Annotated in this window: 12 protein-coding genes; all 12 read right to left on the minus strand. The window is 51.2% G+C overall.

The genetic code is table 11. From position 1 onward, the window contains the following. On the minus strand, positions 1 to 218 hold a 218-nt coding region (locus tag VN105_RS16345), incomplete at its 3' end, for a hypothetical protein (protein WP_325642598.1). A gap of 90 nt (positions 219 to 308) precedes the next feature. Beyond that, on the minus strand, positions 309 to 3170 hold the full coding sequence (locus tag VN105_RS16350) for a DUF4157 domain-containing protein (protein WP_325642599.1): 2862 nt from the start codon (positions 3168 to 3170) through the stop codon (positions 309 to 311). Positions 3171 to 3181: 11 nt separating this feature from the next. Next, positions 3182 to 4540 carry an OmpA family protein gene (locus tag VN105_RS16355; protein ID WP_325642600.1) on the minus strand — a complete coding sequence of 453 codons (1359 nt, stop codon included), beginning with the start codon at positions 4538 to 4540 and terminating at the stop codon, positions 3182 to 3184. Positions 4541 to 4560: 20 nt separating this feature from the next. Continuing rightward, positions 4561 to 6306, minus strand: a complete 1746-nt coding sequence (locus VN105_RS16360; protein WP_325642601.1) for an eCIS core domain-containing protein — start codon at positions 6304 to 6306, stop codon at positions 4561 to 4563. Next, positions 6270 to 7709 carry a contractile injection system tape measure protein gene (locus VN105_RS16365; RefSeq protein WP_325642602.1) on the minus strand — a complete coding sequence of 480 codons (1440 nt, stop codon included), beginning with the start codon at positions 7707 to 7709 and terminating at the stop codon, positions 6270 to 6272. Before VN105_RS16365 ends, VN105_RS16360 begins: the two co-directional genes overlap by 37 nt. 6 nt (positions 7710 to 7715) lie before the next feature. Further along, positions 7716 to 14114, minus strand: coding sequence for a hypothetical protein (locus VN105_RS16370; RefSeq protein ID WP_325642603.1), 6399 nt, complete (start codon positions 14112 to 14114; stop codon positions 7716 to 7718). Positions 14115 to 14124: 10 nt separating this feature from the next. Then, complete coding sequence (locus VN105_RS16375) at positions 14125 to 18600, minus strand: hypothetical protein (RefSeq protein ID WP_325642604.1); 4476 nt, start codon at positions 18598 to 18600, stop codon at positions 14125 to 14127. Between the two features lie 41 nt (positions 18601 to 18641). Further along, the gene (locus VN105_RS16380) at positions 18642 to 19070 is read right to left on the minus strand and encodes a GPW/gp25 family protein (RefSeq protein WP_325642605.1); all 429 of its coding nucleotides are present in this window, start codon (positions 19068 to 19070) and stop codon (positions 18642 to 18644) included. 13 nt (positions 19071 to 19083) lie between these two features. Next, positions 19084 to 19374 carry a PAAR domain-containing protein gene (locus VN105_RS16385; RefSeq protein WP_325642606.1) on the minus strand — a complete coding sequence of 97 codons (291 nt, stop codon included), beginning with the start codon at positions 19372 to 19374 and terminating at the stop codon, positions 19084 to 19086. Between the two features lie 54 nt (positions 19375 to 19428). After that, a complete protein-coding gene (vgrG, locus tag VN105_RS16390; RefSeq protein ID WP_325642607.1) occupies positions 19429 to 21204 on the minus strand; it encodes a type VI secretion system tip protein VgrG in 1776 nt (591 codons plus the stop codon). Then, positions 21201 to 21896 carry a hypothetical protein gene (locus tag VN105_RS16395; RefSeq protein ID WP_325642608.1) on the minus strand — a complete coding sequence of 232 codons (696 nt, stop codon included), beginning with the start codon at positions 21894 to 21896 and terminating at the stop codon, positions 21201 to 21203. The genes vgrG and VN105_RS16395 overlap by 4 nt, the downstream gene beginning before the upstream one ends. After that, on the minus strand, positions 21893 to 22072 hold the full coding sequence (locus tag VN105_RS16400; protein WP_325642609.1) for a DUF5908 family protein: 180 nt from the start codon (positions 22070 to 22072) through the stop codon (positions 21893 to 21895). Before VN105_RS16400 ends, VN105_RS16395 begins: the two co-directional genes overlap by 4 nt. Positions 22073 to 22074 lie beyond the last annotated feature (2 nt).

Consider the following 22074-nt stretch of genomic DNA (forward strand, 5'->3'; position numbering starts at 1 on the left):
CGCACATTGGCGGCCAGGTCCAGGATACCGGTGCCCTGGTACAGCTGATCGCCGGTGAGCATGGGAAATCCCGGCTGCGGCGTATCAGTATGATGCTGCAGGAGCAGTTGTTCGTGTTTCCAAACGGTTACCTGGTATAACGATGCAGCGATGCAGTAGTGATCTTTGATCACCAGTTTGTTGCCTCCATTGCCGGTTAGTGTTGTCCAGTCTTTCATTTTTTTCTTTTTGTTTCCGGGAGATGTGGTACTGTTGTACTACTTCCTATAACAATATTTATTTACAGGGTGTTTGTATAAAGTTTTTTGTTACGGAGGTGTAATTTGTGTTTTATCTACATACCCCAGTTTTCCTTTAAAGTCAAACGCGGCCCATCCGCCGGTAAAGCCCGCCACCTGTAAGGTAGCGCCGGGGTTTACCCAGCCGATACCTGTATGTTTGGGTCCCGGGCCTCTGAATACCGGGAGTTTTTTTACGGCGGTTACCGTGGCGATATACGCTTTGAATTCTATGAGCAAAGTATTCCTTTTTCTTCCGGGTATCTGTGCATTGGCCAGGGGACGGTTATCGCCCGGTGGACGCGGTACAAGGCGGCCCAGGGGATCCAGTATTTCATCGGGGCCCCTTCCTGCCAGTTGTGCAGTTACTGCAGCTGAAAGTACAGGGCCTGCTGCTGTATCGGTAATTTCGGTATCGAAAAATGTGCGGACTAAAGCATTGGTATCATCCTGGTGGAGCCAGGCGAGGGCCAGCTTAATCCTGCCGGGGGTATGAGCGGCGGCAGGCGCAAACAAGGTAGCGTCGTATTTACCAATAGCCGCCCTGTCCAGGTGAATTTCCATTTGCCGCATAAAATCGGCGGGCGTAGCGTTCAGGAATGCGATAAAAGGCGCTTCCCTGGCAGCATCCAGGCTATACCATCCCTGCTCCATAAAGAACCTGCCAAGCCGGTGGTCTATTGTTCCAGGCGCAAGCATCAAGGGTACATTAAGCGCTTCACGGTAAATAAGCGGTGCAGATACCAGCGGGTTCACCCGGTTTACAAAATGGGCGGCAGAAATGCCAAAGTCTGTTCCGAAACCACCGAGGAAAGGCAGGTCAGCCACATCCGACAGTTCCAGCAGCCGGGTAAGGCTTACCGGACCACCCAACGGCACGCCGTCCAGCGCTGCTTTTACCAGGGCAATCACGCACTGATCCCACCAGGGATCCGATATAACGCCAAAGCCTAAACGGGCGCGAAGCAAATTGGCGGCGGCAACCGGGTTGGTAGCGGCTACTTCCACGGCAGCCCTCATGGTTCCTTCAGGTTCATGGCCTGCTGCCAGGTATGCGGCGGCAGTGCCAAACGCCTGCGGATCAAATGGATAAGTGATATGCAGGTCTTTTGTAACAGGGTCCATTAAACTGGTTTCCGACAGCGCCACCGATGCGCGGGCTGCTTCCACCTTCACCGGTTTACCGGCTGCTGCGCCACGTTGTTGTGTAAACTCGCCGAGGTTCGGGTGAGCTGCAATATGTGGCTGCACGCCTGCCGCCGGTGTACCCAGTGGCACAGGATGCGCGCCAACCAGGCAACCTGCGTATACGATCTTTGCCGTGGCAGGATCAAGGTTTTGTATCAGCACATCCAGGAATGCCTGCGTTTTGGCCTTTGCAGCGGCGTTACTGATGTCGAGGCTTTCTGTCGTATATTCCACGCGTCCCTTTACCACGCCCGGCGCACTGGTGCCTGCCAGCTGTACACTTTCCGGGGAACCATGCCCGGCAACGATCACCTGCGCTATACTGAAATTACCTTTGGCATCCTTCTTACCATACCGCTGTGCAAGAATGGGTATTTCCGTCTGGATCTGTGCCAGTGAATCCCTGCCTTCCAGCATCAGCACCAGGTTGGGAGAAGTATTGATTACATCTTCGAATTTGGGCGCCGCATCCTGGAAAGCGCCGGCATCATTTCCTGTTTGGATGATCAGGTGCAGCGGCAGCGTATGCGACAGATCTGTAAAATTACTCTTTAACTTATTCAGCGCCGGTATACCAAAACGATGCAGGTTACGTATACGGCCCTGTAATGCGAGGAAATCTACCGGCGCTTTAGCCGTGAACATATTGATTATCTTCTGGAACTCTAATCCCCTTGCTCCCGGGCCAGGTTGATATACCCTTTGAAGGTGGGGATGAAAGAGGTTCCAGTAATCAGTGATCCTGGTCCATAAAAGCGCATTAGCTTCCACGTCTGCAAGCTGATCTTCCGACACTGTTCTTTTAATCACCTTACCGGTAATCAGCGCTTCCATCTGCTGCATTTTATTTCCCAGGGCAATACGCCGGGCCATTGGAGGTGTTGTATTCAGTATAATAACGGTATCATCCTGGTGGCAACCATGCCCGAAGCTGGCTAATGCCGCCCAGTCGGCCGCAGGAAGCGGTATCAGGTCTTTCAGTTTCAGATCGCCGGCGCCGGACTGAATATGCGGACCGAGGTTTATTTTAGCGATAATTGCCCACAACGCGTCCCTGTCAGCTTTTGCCAGGGACGGATGTGCAAACCAATCGGCCTGCCGCATGGTATAACTCTTAAACTCATTAAGGGTGATCCCTGTGTTGGCGGCAGTTCCATCTCCCAGAATATCTTTCTTCTTTTTTCTTTCTACTTTGGAATAAACATAAGGCAAAGGCACGCGGGAAACCATTTGCGCAGGCGCCTGCTGCATCACATGTGTAAGTTCATGCGCCAGCAAATGTTTTCCTGCCGTTGTATTGTTATGCTGGTTAGCCCCGAAATAAATATCTTTCCCGTGGGTGAATGCTTTTGCCTGCAGTTTGTTGCTCATATCCGCAGCGCGGGCATCGGTATGGATCCTCACGCCGCTGAGGTCTTTACCAAAAGCACGGCTCATTTCTTCATTACGGCGGGAAGGCATCGGGGCGCCGCCGCCTTTACTTTGCGACAGTTGCTGTTCTACTCCCGGCGTTACTTCCGGTACACCGGGGCCATTGGCTTCACGTTGCAGGGTACCTTCTTCTTCGCCCTGCTGATGCTTTGGCGGAGTTACCGGCTGAAAGAAAGGGGCTTTTGCGGGAGCGGCGCCAAAGAAAGGCCCTTCCCGCTGCTGTGAGGCAGACGATTTTAATCCGGGTGGTTGTATTTGTGTAGTTGCGGCCACGTATAAAACTTTTATTCGATGGTTTCATTTGGTTTGCACACGTTTTCCCTGGCTGAAAACTGTTCCGATCTTCTCACGTACCTGCAGGTTGGACCGGCGTAAATGGCTTCCAGGTTTAAACCCGGCGGTGCGCCCTGTTGCCAGTCGCCCACCACCGAAATGGGCGCCATTCCGCTTACCGCTTTCTTTTTGATGTCTACATTTTCTGATCCGGCCACGCTCCAGAAGGCGTGGTTCAATGGAATGAAAGCGCCCATCTCCCTAACACCAAGTACTACGGTAAAATCCATCAGCCAGAAGTAATGCGTAAGATGGAAAGGGCCAGTTTTTGAATCGGGGTAATGCAGCGGGAAAGCGGCTCCCGGCCGGTCCCTGATGGCTATTTTCCCTTTGGTGGTACCCGGGCCGGAGTTAAACATACTCAGCCCGTCCAGCGCAAAGTGGCTGGTGGCATTTTCAAGGTCTTTGCATGGCAGCAGGTTACAGTTGCCGTAATCAAGCAACAGGGTACGACCAGCATTATCGCTGTACTGTGCCATGAGGGTGTCGCGCGTGAGCACCTGTGAAAAACCAACGCCGGTGCCGCCGAGCGAAGTAAGCGTGATATCTGCCGATGCCGCCATGGAAAAATGGTTGCGGGCAAAGAAGTTATCTGTTTCGTTAAAAGTAGGGTTAGGCGTAGGCACTCCCTGCTGGCCGATGAGCAGGTTTTCTACCTGTACATCCACCCAGGGTGGCAGTTTATTGACCACAGGGGTAGCGCGGAACAGGAACAGTTCCACTCTCCTGTTGCGGGCCTGGTTTTCCGGCGATGTTTCCGGCGCCAGGCTGCGTGGCGACGAACTGGTATCTATCTCAATCCTGCTGCCGGGAATTTTTTTCGCGATAAGAAAGTCCCTGATAATGGCTGCACGTTCTGCTGCCAGGGCTTTGTTGCTGTCTGCATTCCCGGAGGTGCTGGCAGCGCCCTGCAGTTTTACTTTCAGCGCGCTGTCTTTCTTTAATATTTCCACCCACCGGTCCGCTACTTCGTTCAGGCGTTCCCGGTGGGCGCTCCGCATAGCCGCTTCTCCTACGCAATAGTTCCAGAAAATGAGTTCATTACTTTGTGATTTCCCGGCGGAATTATCTTCCACACCGAATATCCGTCCTGGATTATCGTTGGCCCATTTGGATTCCGGTGTGTTACTACTTTTACAGGCATCCGCCACGGGAGCTACGGGTGCGGTATCTTTTGTATTTGCCGGTTGCCGTTGCAGGGTGTTATCTCCGGGTTTACTGAAAAAAGACTCCCCGTTTTCAGCTTTGCTGAAAAAAGGTTTATCCTTTTCCTGTGTTTTGTTTTTAACTGTTTTCGGAGATGGTTTCATGTGATACTATTTAGTTTTCCCTACGGCGTTGTTGTACAGGGGTACGCATAAGGCGCAGCATTCAGCGAGCCCCGCTGCCTTACCGGTTCCCACACATAATCAAATGACGGCGTAGTAAACGGTACGTTACAGGTAGCCGGGCAATTCGGCTTATTTCCCCCGGATGGTACGCCAGAAGGGCCGCCGTTGTAAGTGGCGCTGGCCCAGGCGATGGGGTCCATTGGATTTTCATGATCATACAATTTGTAAGCGGTGATCAGTGCTACCATGGAAGCATAAGAGAATGCGCCGCTAAGGATATTAAATGGCGGCGGTAAAAATGCGATAGGCGTAATAAAGCCATCGCACAGGCGCATCATGATACCATAGGTGCCATAGTTAACGGTGCCTGATTTCCAGCAACCGCTGCCTGTTTGCACGGTGTTGGAACACACATCATCCGCTTCATGCAGCGGATCGCGGCTCCAGCATGGATCGCCGGTTGATCCCGGCGTTCCGCATGGCGGATGGTAAGGACCTTGCTGCGTCCAGCCGGCGGTATTGAGAAATAAGCCGAAGGTGTCAAACGCATCTTTATTAAGCTCTAAACCGCTGCTACCCGCAATAACCGGTTGTATGAGATAACGGCAGGCATTCATTTTATCCATGAATCCCCAGCTGTTGAAATTACTTTGTACCTGCGCCCATACCCTTGCAATTTCTGATGTAACATTGGGACCACATTTTCTTTCCGGCGTCACAGGAGGTGTAGGGGGCGCAGGTGTTGGAGGCGGTGGCGGCGGCACCGGCACTACAGAACTGATAACGGCTACCCTGTTGGCTACCGGATCTGTTCGGGAGAAGTGATTGGTTTCGCCGTGTGCAAAAATGGAGATGAAGCCAGCGCCAATTCCAGGGCTGCCATCAGAAGGTGTGATCATTTCATCTCTTACGGCTTGTGCGCGGTGGCATGACAGTTCCCAATTGTACGCATCGGCGCCGTCCAGGCTGGCAAAGCCATCTATCCGCACTGTGGCACTGGCGCCCAGGCGGTGCCAGTTGGCCGCAAAGCCACTGATAAGGCGCTGGTTAGCGGGCGACAAACCGGAAGAAGCTACGGTGAAAGGATAGCTGTCTTCCACCCGGGGCGCGCTGGTGTCTACCGGGCAGGCAAGGCCCGATGGTACCTGGGCGAGGTCGCCATGTTCTTTCAAAACGGCCGCCTGCCTGCTGATGCCTGTTGTTCCCTGTCCCTGTTGCAAAGTATGTGTGAGCTCATGCGCCAGCAGGTGTTTGCCTGCGCTGCTACCGGGCGCATACTTTCCTTCATTAAAATAGATATCGTTGCCGGTAGTAAATGCCTGGGCGTTCAACTGCCGGTTGAGACCTGCGGCATTACGCCCGGTATGAATTTTCACCTTACTGAAATCGGCGCCGAACGCATTATTCATTTCATGCAGGGTATCTTCCTTCAACGCATCTCCTTTCCCTTTTGTACTGTTAATATTACTTTCTACTGTTGTTGGGGAGATGGCAGCCGGGGAAGATTCCCGGCGCTGCACTTTGTTCTTCTTTTCTTCTTCTTCGCAGTGAGCGCATTTGCGTTGAACGGCAGGCTGGAAAAAAGATTGTGCCGCCGGTTTGCCCCAAAAGGGAGCGGAAGCCGGCGCGGCTTCTCTTTGTATACTTGCGGGTTGTAATGTTTTTACGTTCAACCGGATATTTTTTATTCTTCTGAAAATAAAATTGCCTATCGCCATTGCACATGCAACGGTATTTTCATCCATTTCAACTTTATGATACTGATATTCCAGGGCAGCCGGTCCAGCAGGATATCGATGGTATCCGCTTCCATTTGCAGCTGATGCTTATCAGTGCCGGTGATCAGGCGTCCGGGCCTTTGCAGGAACCCTTCCCGTAGTCCATCTGCCGAAATATTTTTTAATGCCTTCCAGTAGCTGATGGCATTTTCTATCAAACCTTCCGCTTCTTCTATAGCGGCAGCAGCCGGCGCCAGTTTTGTATCCAGCGGTTTCTTCAATGGCCAGCCGCAAAGCAGCTTGGGAAGCATCAGTTCAAATTCTTCCGCTTCCGTTTCACCGGTAGCCATGTAGTGCAGCAGCATAATAGCTTTCTTCTGACAGGCGGCGTTCACAAACTTCTTACCGTCTGTTGTCCACTCCAGTTGCATGAACATGGGCAATAACCAGTGATGCAGCAGGATGATGCCTGCATTTACCACGTAAAAAGTACTGCCGCCTGCAGGGGCCTCCGGAGTTTCTTCTTCCGGTGTATCCATTTCCTGCGCCGGCAGCGCATCTTCATCGAACGGTGCAGCGGGCTTTTCCTTTTGTCCTGGTGTGAGCGCTTGTGTGTTAAATGATACGGCAGCTGATAATAATTCCTGCCAGTTGTTGCTGCGGCATACTGTGATCAACTCCTGCATTTGTGTAACAAATACCGGTTGTTGTGCCAGCAGGGTACTGATCAATGCAGGATCACTTACCGCAGGATCTTTAACCGCCTCCATCAACAACGCATACCGGCAGGATTGTTCAAAAGCCCGGCGGTTCAGCATTGTACTGCTTCCAGGTTGCAACAGGCGGTAAGCGTCGTAAAGCTGTTGAATCAGCAGCACCCAACCATTTTGTTTCCTTGCGGTGATGATGGCCAGCAATTGGATGATAAATTCCGGTGTATGCTGTAACAGGATACGCTGCAAATAATCCCGGTTTTCGATTACCTGTTTGCGGAGCAGGGTAATGGCGGCATGACTGGTAGCCAGTGTTTGCAATACCTGCCGGTACCACTGTGCATCAGGCTTTGCAGCATTCCATGAAAGCGCGCCGTGTTCCATATAGTAGCTCCATTGATCGAAGCTGTGTTCCGGCAATGTTTTACGGGATGTTTCCTTTACCTGGAGCGTAGCTAATGCAGCGGTTAATTTTTCCAGCAGTAAAGTGATATAATAATCATTATCGAGATCCGCGGCTTTAATTTTCCCAAGATCAATTTCGAGCCGGTCTATGTAAATAACCATGTCGTTGCTGCTATAACTGTCGAACAGTTTTTCCAGCGCGGGGATGATCTTTTTCCAATACAACGCTGTTACCTGGTGTTGCCAGGTAAATACAGTGTCTTTGTTATGCACTGTGAGCAGGAGTGTTTGTTTGCGGATCTTATGCAACATGGTTATTTATTTCATCCACCGGAGGCATTGTGCCACCAGGTCTTCATTTTCATCAGAGATCAGTTCTTCCGGCTTCCAGTCTTTCGCCAATGCAGCGAGGTTGATGCCTTTGTCTTTCATTTTTCGGAAGATCTGTTGCAGCTGTTTCTTTTCATGCGCGGCGATGCTTACCGGCACCCGCAGCAGGAGCTGATCCAGGCAAAGCCAGGTGGCATTGCGCAGCAGCAATGCCTGTTCGCTTGCCGCTGCTTTTTTGCCGGAAGGCATTTTCTTCAGTAAAAAATCGGCCAGGGTGCTGTACTGGTGCATATTCAGCGGACCGGCTTCCATAAATTTGCCGGTGCGGTCGTATGCTTCTGTATCAGTAATATTATCTGCCTCTACAGGCAGGATCTGTTGTTTATATTTTGAAATGCGCTGCCGTCCTTTGCGGTCGCGCAGCAATGTATCTTCCGGTGAATTGCTGCGGTGGGTAGTTGTTTCCTTCAACTGCGGTGACGTGCTTTCTAACGGCAACGGTGCTACGTTCCTGTTGGCCGCAAGTATCACCGGCGGCGGTGTGGTTTCATTGGAGAGGCAATCTATCTCCTGCATATCGCATTGTTTGCGGAACAGGCGGTTGATCCAGTCGGTGAAATCGGCCTGGGGCTTCCTGTTCTGCCGGTTGTCGTCAAAGCAGGAAGGCGTTACCTGGTTGCAATAAGGATCCTTTGGCGTATCGGATAATGGCTCCATGATACCGGTTTGTCCAAAGAGATAACAGATAAGGCAACACTGGATATGCGCGTCATCACCGCAAACGGGTTTGCATGCGAGGTGCTGTAACCAGCGCCGGTACAGGGTTTCAAACTCGCAAAAACTACGTGGCCGGAGCCAGAGTATATTCAGCAACACATGTGCAGGCGCTTCTTTACGGAGCAGGTTTTCCATCATGGCACGGGTACCGGCATTGCGGAAGCGCACCGGCCATCCCGGCAGCACAATAGTAGCCACAAAAGAGTAAGGATCAGTGAATGGCACTACGGTGGTTTTAAACACCTCATCTTCCGGTGCTACCTCATAGCCGGCTACTTCTTCTTCCCAGGGCAGGCGGCAAAGCGGTTCCGGTTTCACCGGCAGTAAGCACTGGCAATCATCCTCTATGCGCGGACGCAGCAGGATATGTTCCACCACATGCATGCCTTCATCGTTAATAGCAGCGGAGGCACGTTCAATAGCGGCTTCCATGGCAGGCAGCGAAGGATAGCATTGCGGGTTGGCAGCCAGCACATAGGTGTTATCTACCAGTTCAATACCAAACGGGCCGCAGCTGTTGCCTATTGCCGGCTGGTAGTTACCCGGTAAAGACAGTGCTGCACAGAACCGGTAAAAATGATGGATGGCTGCATTCAGGCAGTCGTATTGTTCCGCGCTTTCCCAGATCACCGCACCGGGTTTACGTACGGGTGGCGGCGCATCACAGCTGCAGCCGGCGTTTTCGTCGGGCAGTGGTTCTTCGGGGATAAAATCATCGTGGTATAAACGGAAGGAATAAGTGTAGCCAAACGCTGTTTTCATGCGGCGCACCGGGTAGTAAAGCGCATTGCGCTGCAGTTTCTTTTTCCATTCCTGCAGGTCGTCTGCCGACAAATCCGTTTCACCTGTTGGCCTGAAATAACCGCTTACCACATTGCCATTCAGCAATTCAAAACGGTTGCTGGTTTTATTGAGATAGTAATTGCTTTCTTTCCACAATAACGACAATACTTCAAACAGCCATTCGTCCTGCGCTTTTTCAGTAATGGCGCCCGGCATGTATTGTTGCCCGGATACCAGCAGCACTTCGCCACCGGCCAGCAGTTGCAGCTGGAAATAGTTACCTGCATTCCAGGGTTTCACCTCAAAGGTTACCTGGCAGCTGTTGCCGAGCTTTAATCCAATCATTTGTAACTGCTGCAAATACTTTTCCCTTATTTCTTCGGTGTTGTATTGATAGGGATGTACCGCCAGGCGGTAGCCTTTCTTCACCGCTTTAAAGCTGTAGCAGCCATCGTTTTTTATATACCCGTAATAGGCGCTGTTACCCCAACGGGCGGCGTCGAGCAATGATTCCAGCCCCGTGTATGCGTAGTTGTTAGCAGCATCTTTCGTAACAGTACCCCAGGCATCTTCCAAAGAATTATAATGCTGTACACTTTCCAGCAATACTTCATTCATAACCACCTGGTAACGGCAGCTGGTTTCATTGAGCCTAACGCCACTGTTGCCCGCGTATCGGGCCAGTGCCAGGAACAGTTTCAGCGCTTCACTGGCGGCGGCCATGTCATCAAATCCATGGCAAAGTTTCCAGATCTTCTCCCGTTTTGTAATATCGTACAGGCTTACCCGTAGTTGCTGCACATTACTGAGCCAGTGGTAAGGGAAGCTGCGCATAATATGCGGTAGTACATCCAGCAGCGGGGCTTTTCCACCGAATGCGGTAATGGTATCGCCGGGTACTATCGCCAGCGGAATGGTACCTGTTACAGGATCTCCTTCCAATATGATGCTGCTGCCATAGGCAGCCGGATCGCAGGCAGTATGCACCAGTTGCAGGAATTGCTGCCGGAATGCGGTGAGCGCTTCCGCTGCAGACCTGTAAGACTTATAACTGCGGAAGTAAGTAATTGCTGTTTTTGGATAGATAGGTGAATGATATACCTTTTCAATACCGTGAATCACATAATAGTAGCTAACGGCCTGTGTTTGCGGATCAGTGATGCAGGTTACCACTTCATCTCCTCCCATACATATTTCCAGGTAATCGATACCCTGTTGATTGCGGCTGCGCAAAGCCGTGAGGCGGTCTGTTGCCAATGCCTTATCTGTAAAGGTTTTGGGAAACCTGGCCACACAACCGGTTTTGTTGATCACACGGTATACGTAAGCGCCTTCCTGGTTAACCGCCGTGCTGTGCACATAGGAAGCGATATCTGCCGGTACGGCGCCGCTTCTCAGTTGCGCCAGCGATAAGGCGCTTTGCAGTTTTGCAGGTGCAGTAGCGGCAGGCATGATGATCTTTTTATCCAGGCCCGTATGCAGCAGTACCGGTTTAGCGCCTTTCTCGGCTTTCAGTTCCAGGTGATCCGGCGATGCTGTAAAAGTATCCATAGCAGTTTTTGCCTGTTCTTCCGTGGCATACTCCTCCTCGCTGTTAAAGCCATAGGGCTTTCCTTCCATACCCTGCAACTGCACTTTGTATTTCCATGCAGCGGGCTGCCGTGAATAAGACACCTGGTACAACTGCGCCTGCACCACCTGCTGAATATGCAGCATGGTGTTACTGGCCTGCTGTTCTTCATCGAACAATGCGGGATGCGTAGCTTTCACGTTGCTGCGTTCCACCAGTACTACTTCATAACGGCCATCGGCGGTTTGCCGCACCAGGTATGCTGCAGGGGTAGCTGCCAGTTGCAGCAGCAGGTGAAACTCTTCCGTTGCCTGCTGTTCACTTTTTACCAGCGATGCAGCGGTGAACATAATGAAAGCATCTTCTTCAATGCTGATCTGTACCTGTAACTTTCCTCCTTTCTGCTGGATGTTATCAGCCTGGAAGGCAGCGAGATTAACATAAGTAGTATGGGTAGCATTTACCGGCAGCAAGTGTAATACCGGTAACGTTACTGCAGGCGGAATGGTCCAGTCGTCGTCCTTTACCTCCACCAGTAAATCATCTGTAGCGGCAATAGCTGCCTGCTGATCAGGGAATGATTTTGCTGAGTGCAGCAGCGGTTTACCGGCAGGATCCGCCACTTCAATAAAATGATCGTAGCGGCTGATTTCTGTAGCGGCGCTCATCGGCGCCTGTGCCAACTGTTCCTGCAACTGCAGCAGGCGGCTTTCCCTTTCTTCCGGGGTGGCTAAGGGAGCGGCCAGGTAAGCATTACCCACGGGCAGCGGCACCTGTATGCTATACTTGCCCTGCACCGGATCATCGGTACGAACAAGGTTTTCCGGATGCAGCAACTGCTGCGCCAGGCTGATCAACGCGGCAGATGCATCATCTGCGGTAACGTAGTTACCCGTTTTAAACAGTACTTTATTATCGGCATCTTTTATTTCTGCATAAAAGAAAGTTTCATAAGGCCCAACAATGAACGGGCACAGGTAATGCCGGTCCGTTCTTTCAATACCAGCCAGTGCATTTACCCGTTGTTCATAACCCGAGGTATTGGAAGTATTCCATTTGTTAACCCGGTAATCATATGCTTTACCGCGGTTCCTGCTTAATTTATCATAGGAAGACAGGAACTTTGCTTTGGTGCGTATACCTTTTTCCGCTGCCTGTTCCCGGTTGCTGATACCATATAACACCAACGCATAATCGGTGAAGGTTTCTGCGAAGCGGCTGAGCAGGTGATTGAGCATGGTTTCGCGGCGCTGGCGGTACAGCGTTTTATCTTCCACTATTTTCTGCAGGTAGCCCTGGTAATCGGCCAGGCTGAACACGATATCGAATGCGTACTGTTCTTTGTTAGCTGCATCTTTAAACCCGAATGCACGGAGGTTGTCGGGGTATGCGGCCAGGAATATAGCGGATTGCGCCGCTTCCCTGGCTTTTTGCTGTGTAGGGTAATAACGGCATCCCAGTAATACGTATTCCCTTCCGGGAATGGCTATCACGAAGCACCAGCAGGCATCGCCATAGGCCCAGGTGGTGATATTGGCGGTATTGTCCAGGTTGGTCATATCCAGCAACAGCTGATCCATAGCGGTATTGCGTGCCGGCAAATAATCGTAGCTGTAGTATTTATTGCGCCAGCGGCGGATCACATCTTTCTTAACGGGAACGGTTGCACGTAATTCATTCAGCAACTCCTTCCCTACCGGCAGCATGAGCGTATCATTTTGTTTCCAGCCAAGATCGGCATAAAAGCCGCCCTGCTGGAAACGCAGCAGTTTATCCAGGTCGGGGATATCGGTGATAGCGCCGCTGAAGTAGGTTTGCGCAGGCGCATCGGGCGACATGGAAAACAGATCGCGCAGGTGTTGCAATTGCGCCAGGTAGTTCGACAACAGCTGATCGAAGAACAGCAGGAAGCCTTTCAGTTGCCACGCCTGTACTTTGCGCTGAGGCGATGCATCGTTGCCCAGTTCCCCGTTGCCGATGCCGTATACCCTGGGAAAATCGCGTTGCAGGGAGTAATAGTTGCCGAGGTCTTCTCTGTAAAAGCCGGATGGTACAGGATAATCGAGGTATACGGATGATTGATCATACCACACTTTGGTGCCGTTGAGCAATGAAGCGTTCAGATACTGTTGCAGGTTGGCGCCATCAAAAGTAAACGTGGCGCTGCCACGCTTAAATATAAAGCGGCTGTATACCAGCGATAATAACGGCAGATGCTCTTCCAGCAACGGCAGGATCCAGGCAGTGCCCTGTGTGGTGGCAACGGGTGTATTGTCGCCACTAACGTAGCCGGCTATACTGAGCCCGGAAACAGTGGCTACGCCCGGCACATCGAACATCACATGGTATACATCGGACACACGGATCTCCTGCAGCGGTTTAATGGCTTCCAGTTCGGAAGTATCAATGAAACCGTGGCTGCCGGCGGAATACGCCCTGCCGGAAAAAATTTCTTCCATCGGTACTTTCTTCTCTTCCAGCATTTGTTGCAGGGTATAAAAAGTAACACGGGGAGAAAAGAGATGATACAGCTGCAATACCAGTTCATTGAGCACAGCGGTTACATCTGCATCTTCTTCCAGTTGTATTTCTGTGCACACACCAATTTCCTCATGACAAAGAATGGTGATGTTGTAAAAATCTTCACACAAATTACGGTGCGCCATCAATGCCTTGCGGATACGTTCTTTCAGATCGGCCAGTGCTTTTGCGCGTTCCTGGCTATCGTCCGGCAGTGTTTCCGGTTCAATGAAAATGTTATAAAGCCCGTTCAGTTCCAGCAGGGTAATATCTTCTCCCGTAGCGGCCAGCTGCGGGTTACGGCCACTGCATGCCAGTCCCTGTTCTCCCAACCAGTGTACTTCCGCCGGGATGTTGGTGGCAATTTCCAGCCATGCGTTCCTTACCCCATCGATATCTGTAAGCAGTTTGCGGTAATCAGTAATCGTGAGCGGGTTAACGGTGAGTATTTTCGCCGGTGTGAAGAAGTTATCTTCCTTACCGTTGCCCGCAGGGTTCATGGTGAGCAGGTCGTTCAGCGGCAGGCTGCTGCGGTATCCCATATCCAGCAGGGAATAGCACAGTACTTCCAGGATGGTGATACCGGGATCATGGGCGTTGTGGTCTGTCCATATTTTGCCGGACAGTTTCCCGAGGTAGTCGATGCCTTCACTCCGCAATGTTTCGAAATCCAGTTCCGAAGGAAAGGCAGGATCATTTTTTATGATCACGTTCTTTGTATTTGTGTCCTCAGCCATAACAATGTTGTTAGTTGATGATAGGGCCCTGCGGCGCTGATGGTGATTCCTCTCGTATGTTATTACATGGCGGTATCAGGGGTTCCGGAATATTGCAATCTGTTTCACCCTGTGGAATGCGTGTTACCACATCGGGGCAAACCAGGGCGTTCTTTTGCGTGCTTACGGTGATGCTGCCGCTTACCAGGATGGAGCGCGGCGTATGCGGTTCCATTTGCTGTGCAGGGGCTGCTTCCAGCTCATGCTGCATAGTAAGGCATTCTACGTAGTCCACATAATCCAGTTGTTCCACAAACCTTACTACGTCTGCCTGGTAAACGATTTGTCCGAACGACAGCTTATCCAGTTTTCCTATCGCCCAGGGGGCGAAGAATTGCTGCAAATCTGTTTTCAGTTTATCGGTATAATATTTTTCATCTTTCCCTTTATACAATTGTATAGCGATATCCACGCTTACTTTTTCATACCGTGGATTGGCTACTTTCAACCGTACAAAAGGGGAAGACCGCTGTTTGATGTAAGTGTGAATTTTTTCCAGCAGGCTTAACGGCGCTTTGGGTTCCATGAGATTACCGGCTGCCAGCTGCCGCAGATCCGGGATCACGGCCAGCACCACGTAACCGCCGGCCGCTACCAGGTCCTGCTGGTATACCTTAGCGCCAAGACCTAGTGTGTGGTTAATGCATTTCGCTTTATACAGTTGCGGGAATGCTTCCAGTACCAGCCGTTCATAGTCGAACGATTGTATAGCGCGGCCTTTATGCCGCAGCTGTTCGCTCACGCGCACATAGAAATGCCCGTCGGCTTCAGGCAGCTGCCCGTTGAAAGCATCATACAGCTGTGTCACCGTTTTGATATGCGCATCCGCTTCCGCCAGTTTGGTAATACTGCCTGCTTTCAGTACTTCGCCAAGACGCATGGGGTCATTGTCGGGCTGTACTGTGAAAGTAGCCAGGGCGGCCTGCGTATGCACGCCAATGGTTTCGCAGATGGCCGCTACATTTTCCGGGATAGCGGCTTTCAGCCAGTAAGTGCCGGCCGGCATAACGGTATTGACTATATTAATATCGCCAGGCACCGCTATTTTGATGATGCCGGAGCGGGTAAGGCCATCGGTATCGTCATTCAATATTTCAAATCCTTTGCGGAGCGGTTTCCAGCTGTTGCTGCTGAGATAATACCATTCCACGTCAGCCTTTTCTGATTCAGAATCCGCGGTTGCTTCCGCCAATTGAAACAAGAGATTAAGATTACCATAAGGCTGCAGTCGATCCAGCCCAATAAACAAAGTGCCCTCGTGGCAGCATACCGGCAACAGGGAGGGTTGCAGCTCCAGTACTTCTTCCTTAAAAGTATTTTCAAAAGGATACTGGTGCAGCAGCTGTATATCTGCTTTTACGGCCGTAGCGCTGTAATCGATGGAGATCTGGCTGATCACCGGCGTCCAGGGTTCGTTAGGGATGATGGCCGACAATGTGTTGGTGTCTACCACCGATACCTGGATGTCTTCCAGTTTTTCCTTGATGTCTTTTGCCAGTTCCGTAAGTCCTTCGAAGCCCTGGAAGAAGCCGTGGCGTTCGGGGAAATCCGGTTCATTAGGACCGCGGGAAATGTAACGAATGGTAAGCGCTTCCGCCGGTGTGGGTGTCCAGGCCCATGGGGGCGACATGCTATCCGGAGGAATCCGGCCATCCAGGCCGCTGGGGCCCTGGATATACTTATTGAGACTTAATGCATCTGCATAAGTATCCTGCACCAGTTGTTTCAGTTCCTTCAGGTTAAATACCACGGGAGAGCCTACTGAATTGTAATAGGCAGCGGTATCGATCCTGTTCTTCGGATCTTTGGGATCATCCAGCAAGCGGTTGAAGGCAGTCATTTGCCGGGCCAGTACAAACGCATAATCCTTATGCATAAAATCCTGGCGGGCCAGTGTTATTTTAGCGAAATAGTTGCGGGTATCGGCATTGTAGCGGGTTACGTTATCGGCGGTAAGACTGAACTGATCCTTAAACGCAGGTGATGTTGGCGGTTCAAATGTAATGGCGTAATCGTATATTTTTCCCGGATCGCAGGGCACGTCTTCGATCTTATTGAACAATAATTCATCTGCAGTATTTTCTTTAAACCAGGTTCCGTCCTGCAATACATATTTGTTGATCTTGAAATCGGCTTCCGCCAGTCCGCCCTGCACATAGCCCGCATAATACGCTTCAAAGCTGGCGGGTTTATCTTTCCAGTTCATGTTCACATATACTTTATCCCACTTCTTCCCAAAGATCTCTGACGAACCGATATAAAAGCCGGGGCCTTTGGTGGTGCTAGAAAATTCCTTCTTGCCTTTTAGTATTTCAAAATCGATCAGTGCTGGCCTGGTACCGAAGGGATAAATAGGTGCATTTACATCCTGTACGGTTTCGTCGTTTTGCACGATCACGTTTTTAACCCCGCACACATCTACCTTCACGCCCACATCCCGGATGCGGAAATCGCGCAGGAAATGATACAATGCAATAGCCGTTACCGTATTCTGAGGCTGGCGTTCCAACGGGCACTGACCGCAATCGCCGCCTGCTTTATTGATAAGAATATCGTCGAGGCTCAATTTCACCTGCTGGTCCACTTCCACCCGCAGCACCGGTTGTGTGGTGTTATAGTTGCCGCTCAATACTTTCTTATCGTAAAAAGTTACCGCAGGTACTTCCGGCGGGAGTTCCGCTTTCAGTGTTAATTTATAACCGCCGCTTACCGCGGCAATGGTGATATCCGCCAGTTGGGGCGGCGCTATCCAGTTTTCTTCCCCGCTGAAAAAGAGTTGTAACACGCGGCGTGGTGGAAACAACGCTTTTACCGCCGGTGGCAGCGCGTTAATGTTCGCCAGGGGAGCGTCGGGGGTAACGCCATCGTCTGTGAGCACCGCGTGCGTGCCATCGGCGGCGTATTTCACATCGGTGAGCGCGGCCCGCAGTACATCGATGGTGGCGGTGTTTACGCCCATTGCTTCCGCCTGTGTAACCAGGTCGTCCGACAGATAAGTATATTTATTTTTCAGGATGATTTTCAGTGCATCGACATAGTCGCTATCATACAGCAGCACGTTATTATCGTCGCAATTTGCTGCAAGGGTACAATCGATATCTACTGTAATAATGCGTTTACCTTCCTGCAGCAGCAATACCGGTGAAGCCAGGATGAACCCCAGGCGGGCATAGGGATGTTGTACCGGCTGTGTTTTGCCCGGGGCAATAAATTTACTGTAGCGGGAACCGGCGGTAAACCAGTTCTTCGGCATATTTTCCTGGAAGGGTTTATCTACCCCATCGGCCATATTGGCCTGGGTGGCGATGTACAATCCTTCGATAAAATTCTTTTTATAACAGCGCTGACCGCCTTCAGAGAGTGTTCTTTTAAAGGCTGTTGCAGGGTTTACATATAGTGTAAGTAAACTGGAGATAGCGGCATTATCGACCACAATTTCATCCGCCAGCTGAAAGAGTACATCTGTTTTATTGTTGTCTTTTCCATCGCGGAGAGCAGTGCCTTTCGGGAGCAGGTATTGCTGGAAAGGTTGCTGCACTTCAAACACCACGTGTGCTTTATCCGGTGTAAGTGGCTTTGGTACCAGCCTTAATACCTGTTGAAAAAAGAAATCGAGATGTTTTTGTGTAAAGCCATTCAGTTGTTGCTGTACATGGCTGAACAGGTAGAGGAATGCAAAGAGCAGCCCCAAATGGGGGGTGTGATTCTTTTTATAGGCTTCGTTGAGTGGTTGCAGGCTTTCGGCGATACAGTCCGGCGACAGTGCGGCAATAGCGGCGATGGCGTCCAGGAAGGGCTGGAATACAGACTGGTAGGCCTGTAACAGCAGCAATGCTTTTTCGCGGGCGGTAGGGGCAAATTGAAAGCTTTCATTCCATTCCAGGTAAGCGAACAGTGGATCGATGCCCCATATGTCCTGGTTTTTAATTTTTGACAGATCGGGGGAACTGATGCAGAACCATTTCACAGCACCGTTGGTGAAGCGAATGAACTGCGACACCGGGGTGCGGAGTTTTTGCTGGATTATGGCTTCTATGCTACGTTCCATGGCCAGGCCAGTTCCGTGGAATGCAGCCTGCCATTGTGCAATGGGAACGATCACATCATCAAATAAAAAGCTGACCAGGAGTTGCAGCGTATCTTTTGCAGGACGTTCATACACCTGTTGTACATATCCTTCAAATTTACCTGCCAGTTCGCTGGTATCTGTTTTTGCCAGCTGTGCAAGCAGGAAAGGGAGGCTGTTACGGAAGAAGGGCTGCCAGTCGTTGATCAGGTAAGCATCTTTGTATTGATAATAATTGATCTGCGGCGCCATTTGTACAAAGTAATGGAGCAGATCCGCGAGCTTTCTCCCGTCTATCGGTGCGGAGGCAGCATCCAGGGCCGGTAGTAGCCGGTTCCGCTGACTGATGCCTGGTTCATATTGAAAAGGATGTACGATCATGATTTAACTGATTAATTGATGACCCTGTGGTGATGCGCCTTTCAGGGTTTTTGTGCTGCTTCCAGCAAATAGAAATCATACACATAATTGTACCTTGAATTAGTACTTGCAATCGTATAGTCGACAGCGATAGTAAACCTTCCTTCAATGAGGTCGGGGCTATCCATGGGCACCACGGTTATTTCCTCTACTTTGATGCGGGGTTCATAGAAGAGGATGGCATTTTCCACCAGGTCGCGCAGGAAGCCGATCATCGCAGCATTAAGCGGTTCAAAAATATAGTCCTGCAGGTCGCATCCATAGCGGGGTTGCATCACTCTTTCTCCCAAACTGGTAGACAGCAGGATGTCGAGGCTTTCTTTGATATCTGCCTCATTGCTTACCAGTTCCACTGCGCCGCTTTGCAGATCAAAAGTTGGCGGGAATTTCCAGCCGGTGCCAAGGAATGAACGGGGATCGTTTTGTAACATGTGTATGTTGTTTTTATCCGCCAATAATTACTGTAGGTGCTCCCATCACAATCACGCCGCCGTGGGCGGTAAGGTCGCCCATCCTTGCGGCGGGCCGCCCTCCTATCATTACGGTGGCAGATCCTTTCACGATGGTATCCGGCGGCCCTACGCAGGTGCAGATATCGCCGGCTACTGCTGCCGGGATGCCGGCAATGATCACCGTTGGTACGCCCGGTCCTACTACCGGACCGCCTACATGCGGTACCGGCCCTGAAAACAGGGGACAGGTGTGAAAGTCGCTGATGCGTGCTGCAGGAGGCATGAGATTAACAATTTAGGTGACCGGCAATCGTTGTACTTTTTTGGGGTTTGCCGGTTAATTTATTTTTACCAGTGAACCTGTTACTTCTGTGATACCCTGTGAAGATAATTTCGCGATAGCGCCTTTCAGCTCCACTGCACCATCCGCAGCGGCGGATATGCTGGCGCCTCCTATGGAAAGCGCCGCGCCGGCAGACAGTACCAGGTTTACACCAGCCTTCAGTTCCACGTTCATAGGGCTTTCCAGTTTGATGCCGGCAGTATCCATGGTGATGGTGTTGCTGTTCTGGTCTTTCAGTTTGATGCTGGTACTTGCTTCATCTATCGTGATACTGTTTCCTGCGGGGGTATCTATCGTAATTGTTTTCGTATTGTCGTTGAAGTGAATACGCATACCGCTCCTGGTCACAAATCCTTTTTCATCATTGTCGTCCTTCGCGGTGATGGGCGCCGGTTTCGCGCTGCTGTTGAGCATTCCCAGCACAATAGCATCGCGCGGATCGTCGTTGATGAAACCTACAATCACTTCATCATCAATTTCAGGGCGGAAAAAGGCGCCGCGGTTATTACCGGCGTCCAGGCTGGCTACTCTTACCCAGATGCCGCGGGCCGCGTTGTCAATCACCGGTATCTTCACCAGGATGCGGTGTTCGCCATCAGGATCGTTCTGCAGTTGCACCACCTTACCGATCTGCAAGCCGTGGATAGCAGGCAGCATTCCTGCCGCCGGGATATCGGAAATATCCTTGTAGGCTTCCGCGAGCCAGTCGGGTTCCAGGCCAAACTGGATATGCGTATCCCAGGTACCGTGCGCAATTTCATGGCGCACGCCGGTTACAAAGGCGTTGCCGTTGTAGCGGTTGCCGATGCCCTGAAGTGTTACCATATCGCCGGGAGTTACGCCGGAGAAGCCGAGGAACTTAGCCCTGCCGCGGATCTTTGCCAACCTGCTTTTGAGCATAGCGGCATTGGTGAGCTGCTGCAGTTCTTCTGCTGCGCGGCGGCCACTGTGCGCCAGTTCGTAGTGAGGCAATCCTATCACACCTGCCAACGTGCTGCCGGATACATTGCCCTGTTCCGTGTAATCGGCAGAGGAAGTTTCTGCTTCATACAGCTGTTGCCCGGTATAATCCCATGCGCTGGCATGTACGGAGCTCCATTGATAGCGGGCATCCATTTCTGCTTCCAGTTCCATGAGGGAAGAACCGTAGGTAAGCTGCAATACTGCCGATGCCGTAGTATTGGGCTTCTTTACCTTCACCTTTCCCTGGTCTGCGATCACCAGTTTACCATTGGCTTCCGCGCGGAGCAGGAGGAAATCCCAGTCTGTGCTGTGGTGTTGCACCAGTTCTTTATGCTGCACGGTGGTGGCTTCCACCTCTGCGCTTAAGCCGCTGTAACCCCTGATGAGCTGTTCTATCACTTCGCTGTCCTTCACTTTTTCATAGTAACGGCTATGCCTGCCGATGGCCATTTTCACGGTTTCATCGCGGCATTCAACAGTGAGTACCGGATTTCCGTCCTGGCGGAATTTGATACCCTGGTGCACAATGACGCCTTTGAACAACACTTTGTTGGAGCCATCGCGGCCTATTTTAATGGTGAGTTTAGTGCCGGGCAGCAGATCGTTGGTATTGCTGATCGCGAAATCCTGGTCGGCGGCGGCGCCGTCGCGCAATACGATCTTTGCCAGCGGGATCTTGTTCACCACCTGTGTCAATGTGAGCGACAGCACCTCGTACACGGGATTCAGCGGTTGTGTACCGTTCAACAGGATGTTGTAACTCGCTACATCATGTGCAGAAGTATTGGGTATTCCTGTTTCGTTCATGATACTTCGCTTTTATCGAATGGAGGGAAATAGATCTCTTTACCAACCGGTACTCTTTTGAAAGAAGTGAGGTTATTTTGCCTGGCTACCTGCAACATATATTTGGGGTCCTGGTAGATCTTAAAACTAAAAAGATCGAGGCGGTCGCCCTGCTTAAATATGCGGTGATGGGTAAGATCGGGCGAGGCTTTGCTTTGCTCCCTTTCATTGGCTTCCCTTGCGCGGTAGTTGAGAAAGGTAGCGCTTACCTTTACCCGGAGCGGGCTGCCATCGGCATTGAACAGCACATAATTCAGGTCCAGGTTAGACATAACGCAGGGAAAGGCGATTTGTTTGCCCCAGAATACTTTCAGGAAGCGCGGGCGGTGTGTTTCACCATCCATGTAGTAAACAGTATCCAGCAGCAGTTTTACCTGCGCCTGCACATCCATGCCCGGGTAGCCGTATCCTTCAATGGTGTTGGTACCATCGAGTACGAAGTCGAGCTTCAGTTCTTCCGGGATGGTTGAAATAAAGCGCGCTTCCGTTTTCTGGCTGCCTGGTTCACGGCGGATGTCGTAGTCTACTTTCAGCGACCGGGTATAAGTTTCCGCATTTACCGGGATAGTAAATTTGTGCTTATTATCCAGTTGTTGCTGCAGCCTGTCGGCATACGTGAGGATGTAGATCTTTTCCACTTTTGCGTCTGTCATCTTTCATTTTTTTCTTTCAGTGCCTGTAATACTTTTTCCACGCATAAAGCGATCATGGCTTCTGTAGCCTGGCCGTTGCCGCCGGCAGCGGTTGAATTGCCGCCTGCAGTGCCGCCGGGTGCATTTTCCGGCGCCACTTCGGCTTTGATGATCAGTTCACGGATCTCTATGGGCATGA

Origin of the sequence: Chitinophaga sp. (assembly GCF_035564935.1) — a bacterium.
GTDB lineage: Bacteria > Bacteroidota > Bacteroidia > Chitinophagales > Chitinophagaceae > Chitinophaga.

What these genes read in the sequence shown, in the direction of transcription:
- vgrG (WP_325642607.1), bottom strand. Translation starts at nt 21,204, where the DNA reads ATGAACGAAACAGGAATACCCAATACTTCTGCACATGATGTAGCGAGT.
- VN105_RS16375 (WP_325642604.1), bottom strand. Translation starts at nt 18,600, where the DNA reads ATGATCGTACATCCTTTTCAATATGAACCAGGCATCAGTCAGCGGAAC.
- VN105_RS16365 (WP_325642602.1), bottom strand. Translation starts at nt 7,709, where the DNA reads ATGTTGCATAAGATCCGCAAACAAACACTCCTGCTCACAGTGCATAAC.
- VN105_RS16380 (WP_325642605.1), bottom strand. Translation starts at nt 19,070, where the DNA reads ATGTTACAAAACGATCCCCGTTCATTCCTTGGCACCGGCTGGAAATTC.
- VN105_RS16385 (WP_325642606.1), bottom strand. Translation starts at nt 19,374, where the DNA reads ATGCCTCCTGCAGCACGCATCAGCGACTTTCACACCTGTCCCCTGTTT.
- VN105_RS16355 (WP_325642600.1), bottom strand. Translation starts at nt 4,540, where the DNA reads ATGAAACCATCTCCGAAAACAGTTAAAAACAAAACACAGGAAAAGGAT.
- VN105_RS16370 (WP_325642603.1), bottom strand. Translation starts at nt 14,114, where the DNA reads ATGGCTGAGGACACAAATACAAAGAACGTGATCATAAAAAATGATCCT.
- VN105_RS16360 (WP_325642601.1), bottom strand. Translation starts at nt 6,306, where the DNA reads ATGGATGAAAATACCGTTGCATGTGCAATGGCGATAGGCAATTTTATT.
- VN105_RS16395 (WP_325642608.1), bottom strand. Translation starts at nt 21,896, where the DNA reads ATGACAGACGCAAAAGTGGAAAAGATCTACATCCTCACGTATGCCGAC.
- VN105_RS16400 (WP_325642609.1), bottom strand. Translation starts at nt 22,072, where the DNA reads ATGCCCATAGAGATCCGTGAACTGATCATCAAAGCCGAAGTGGCGCCG.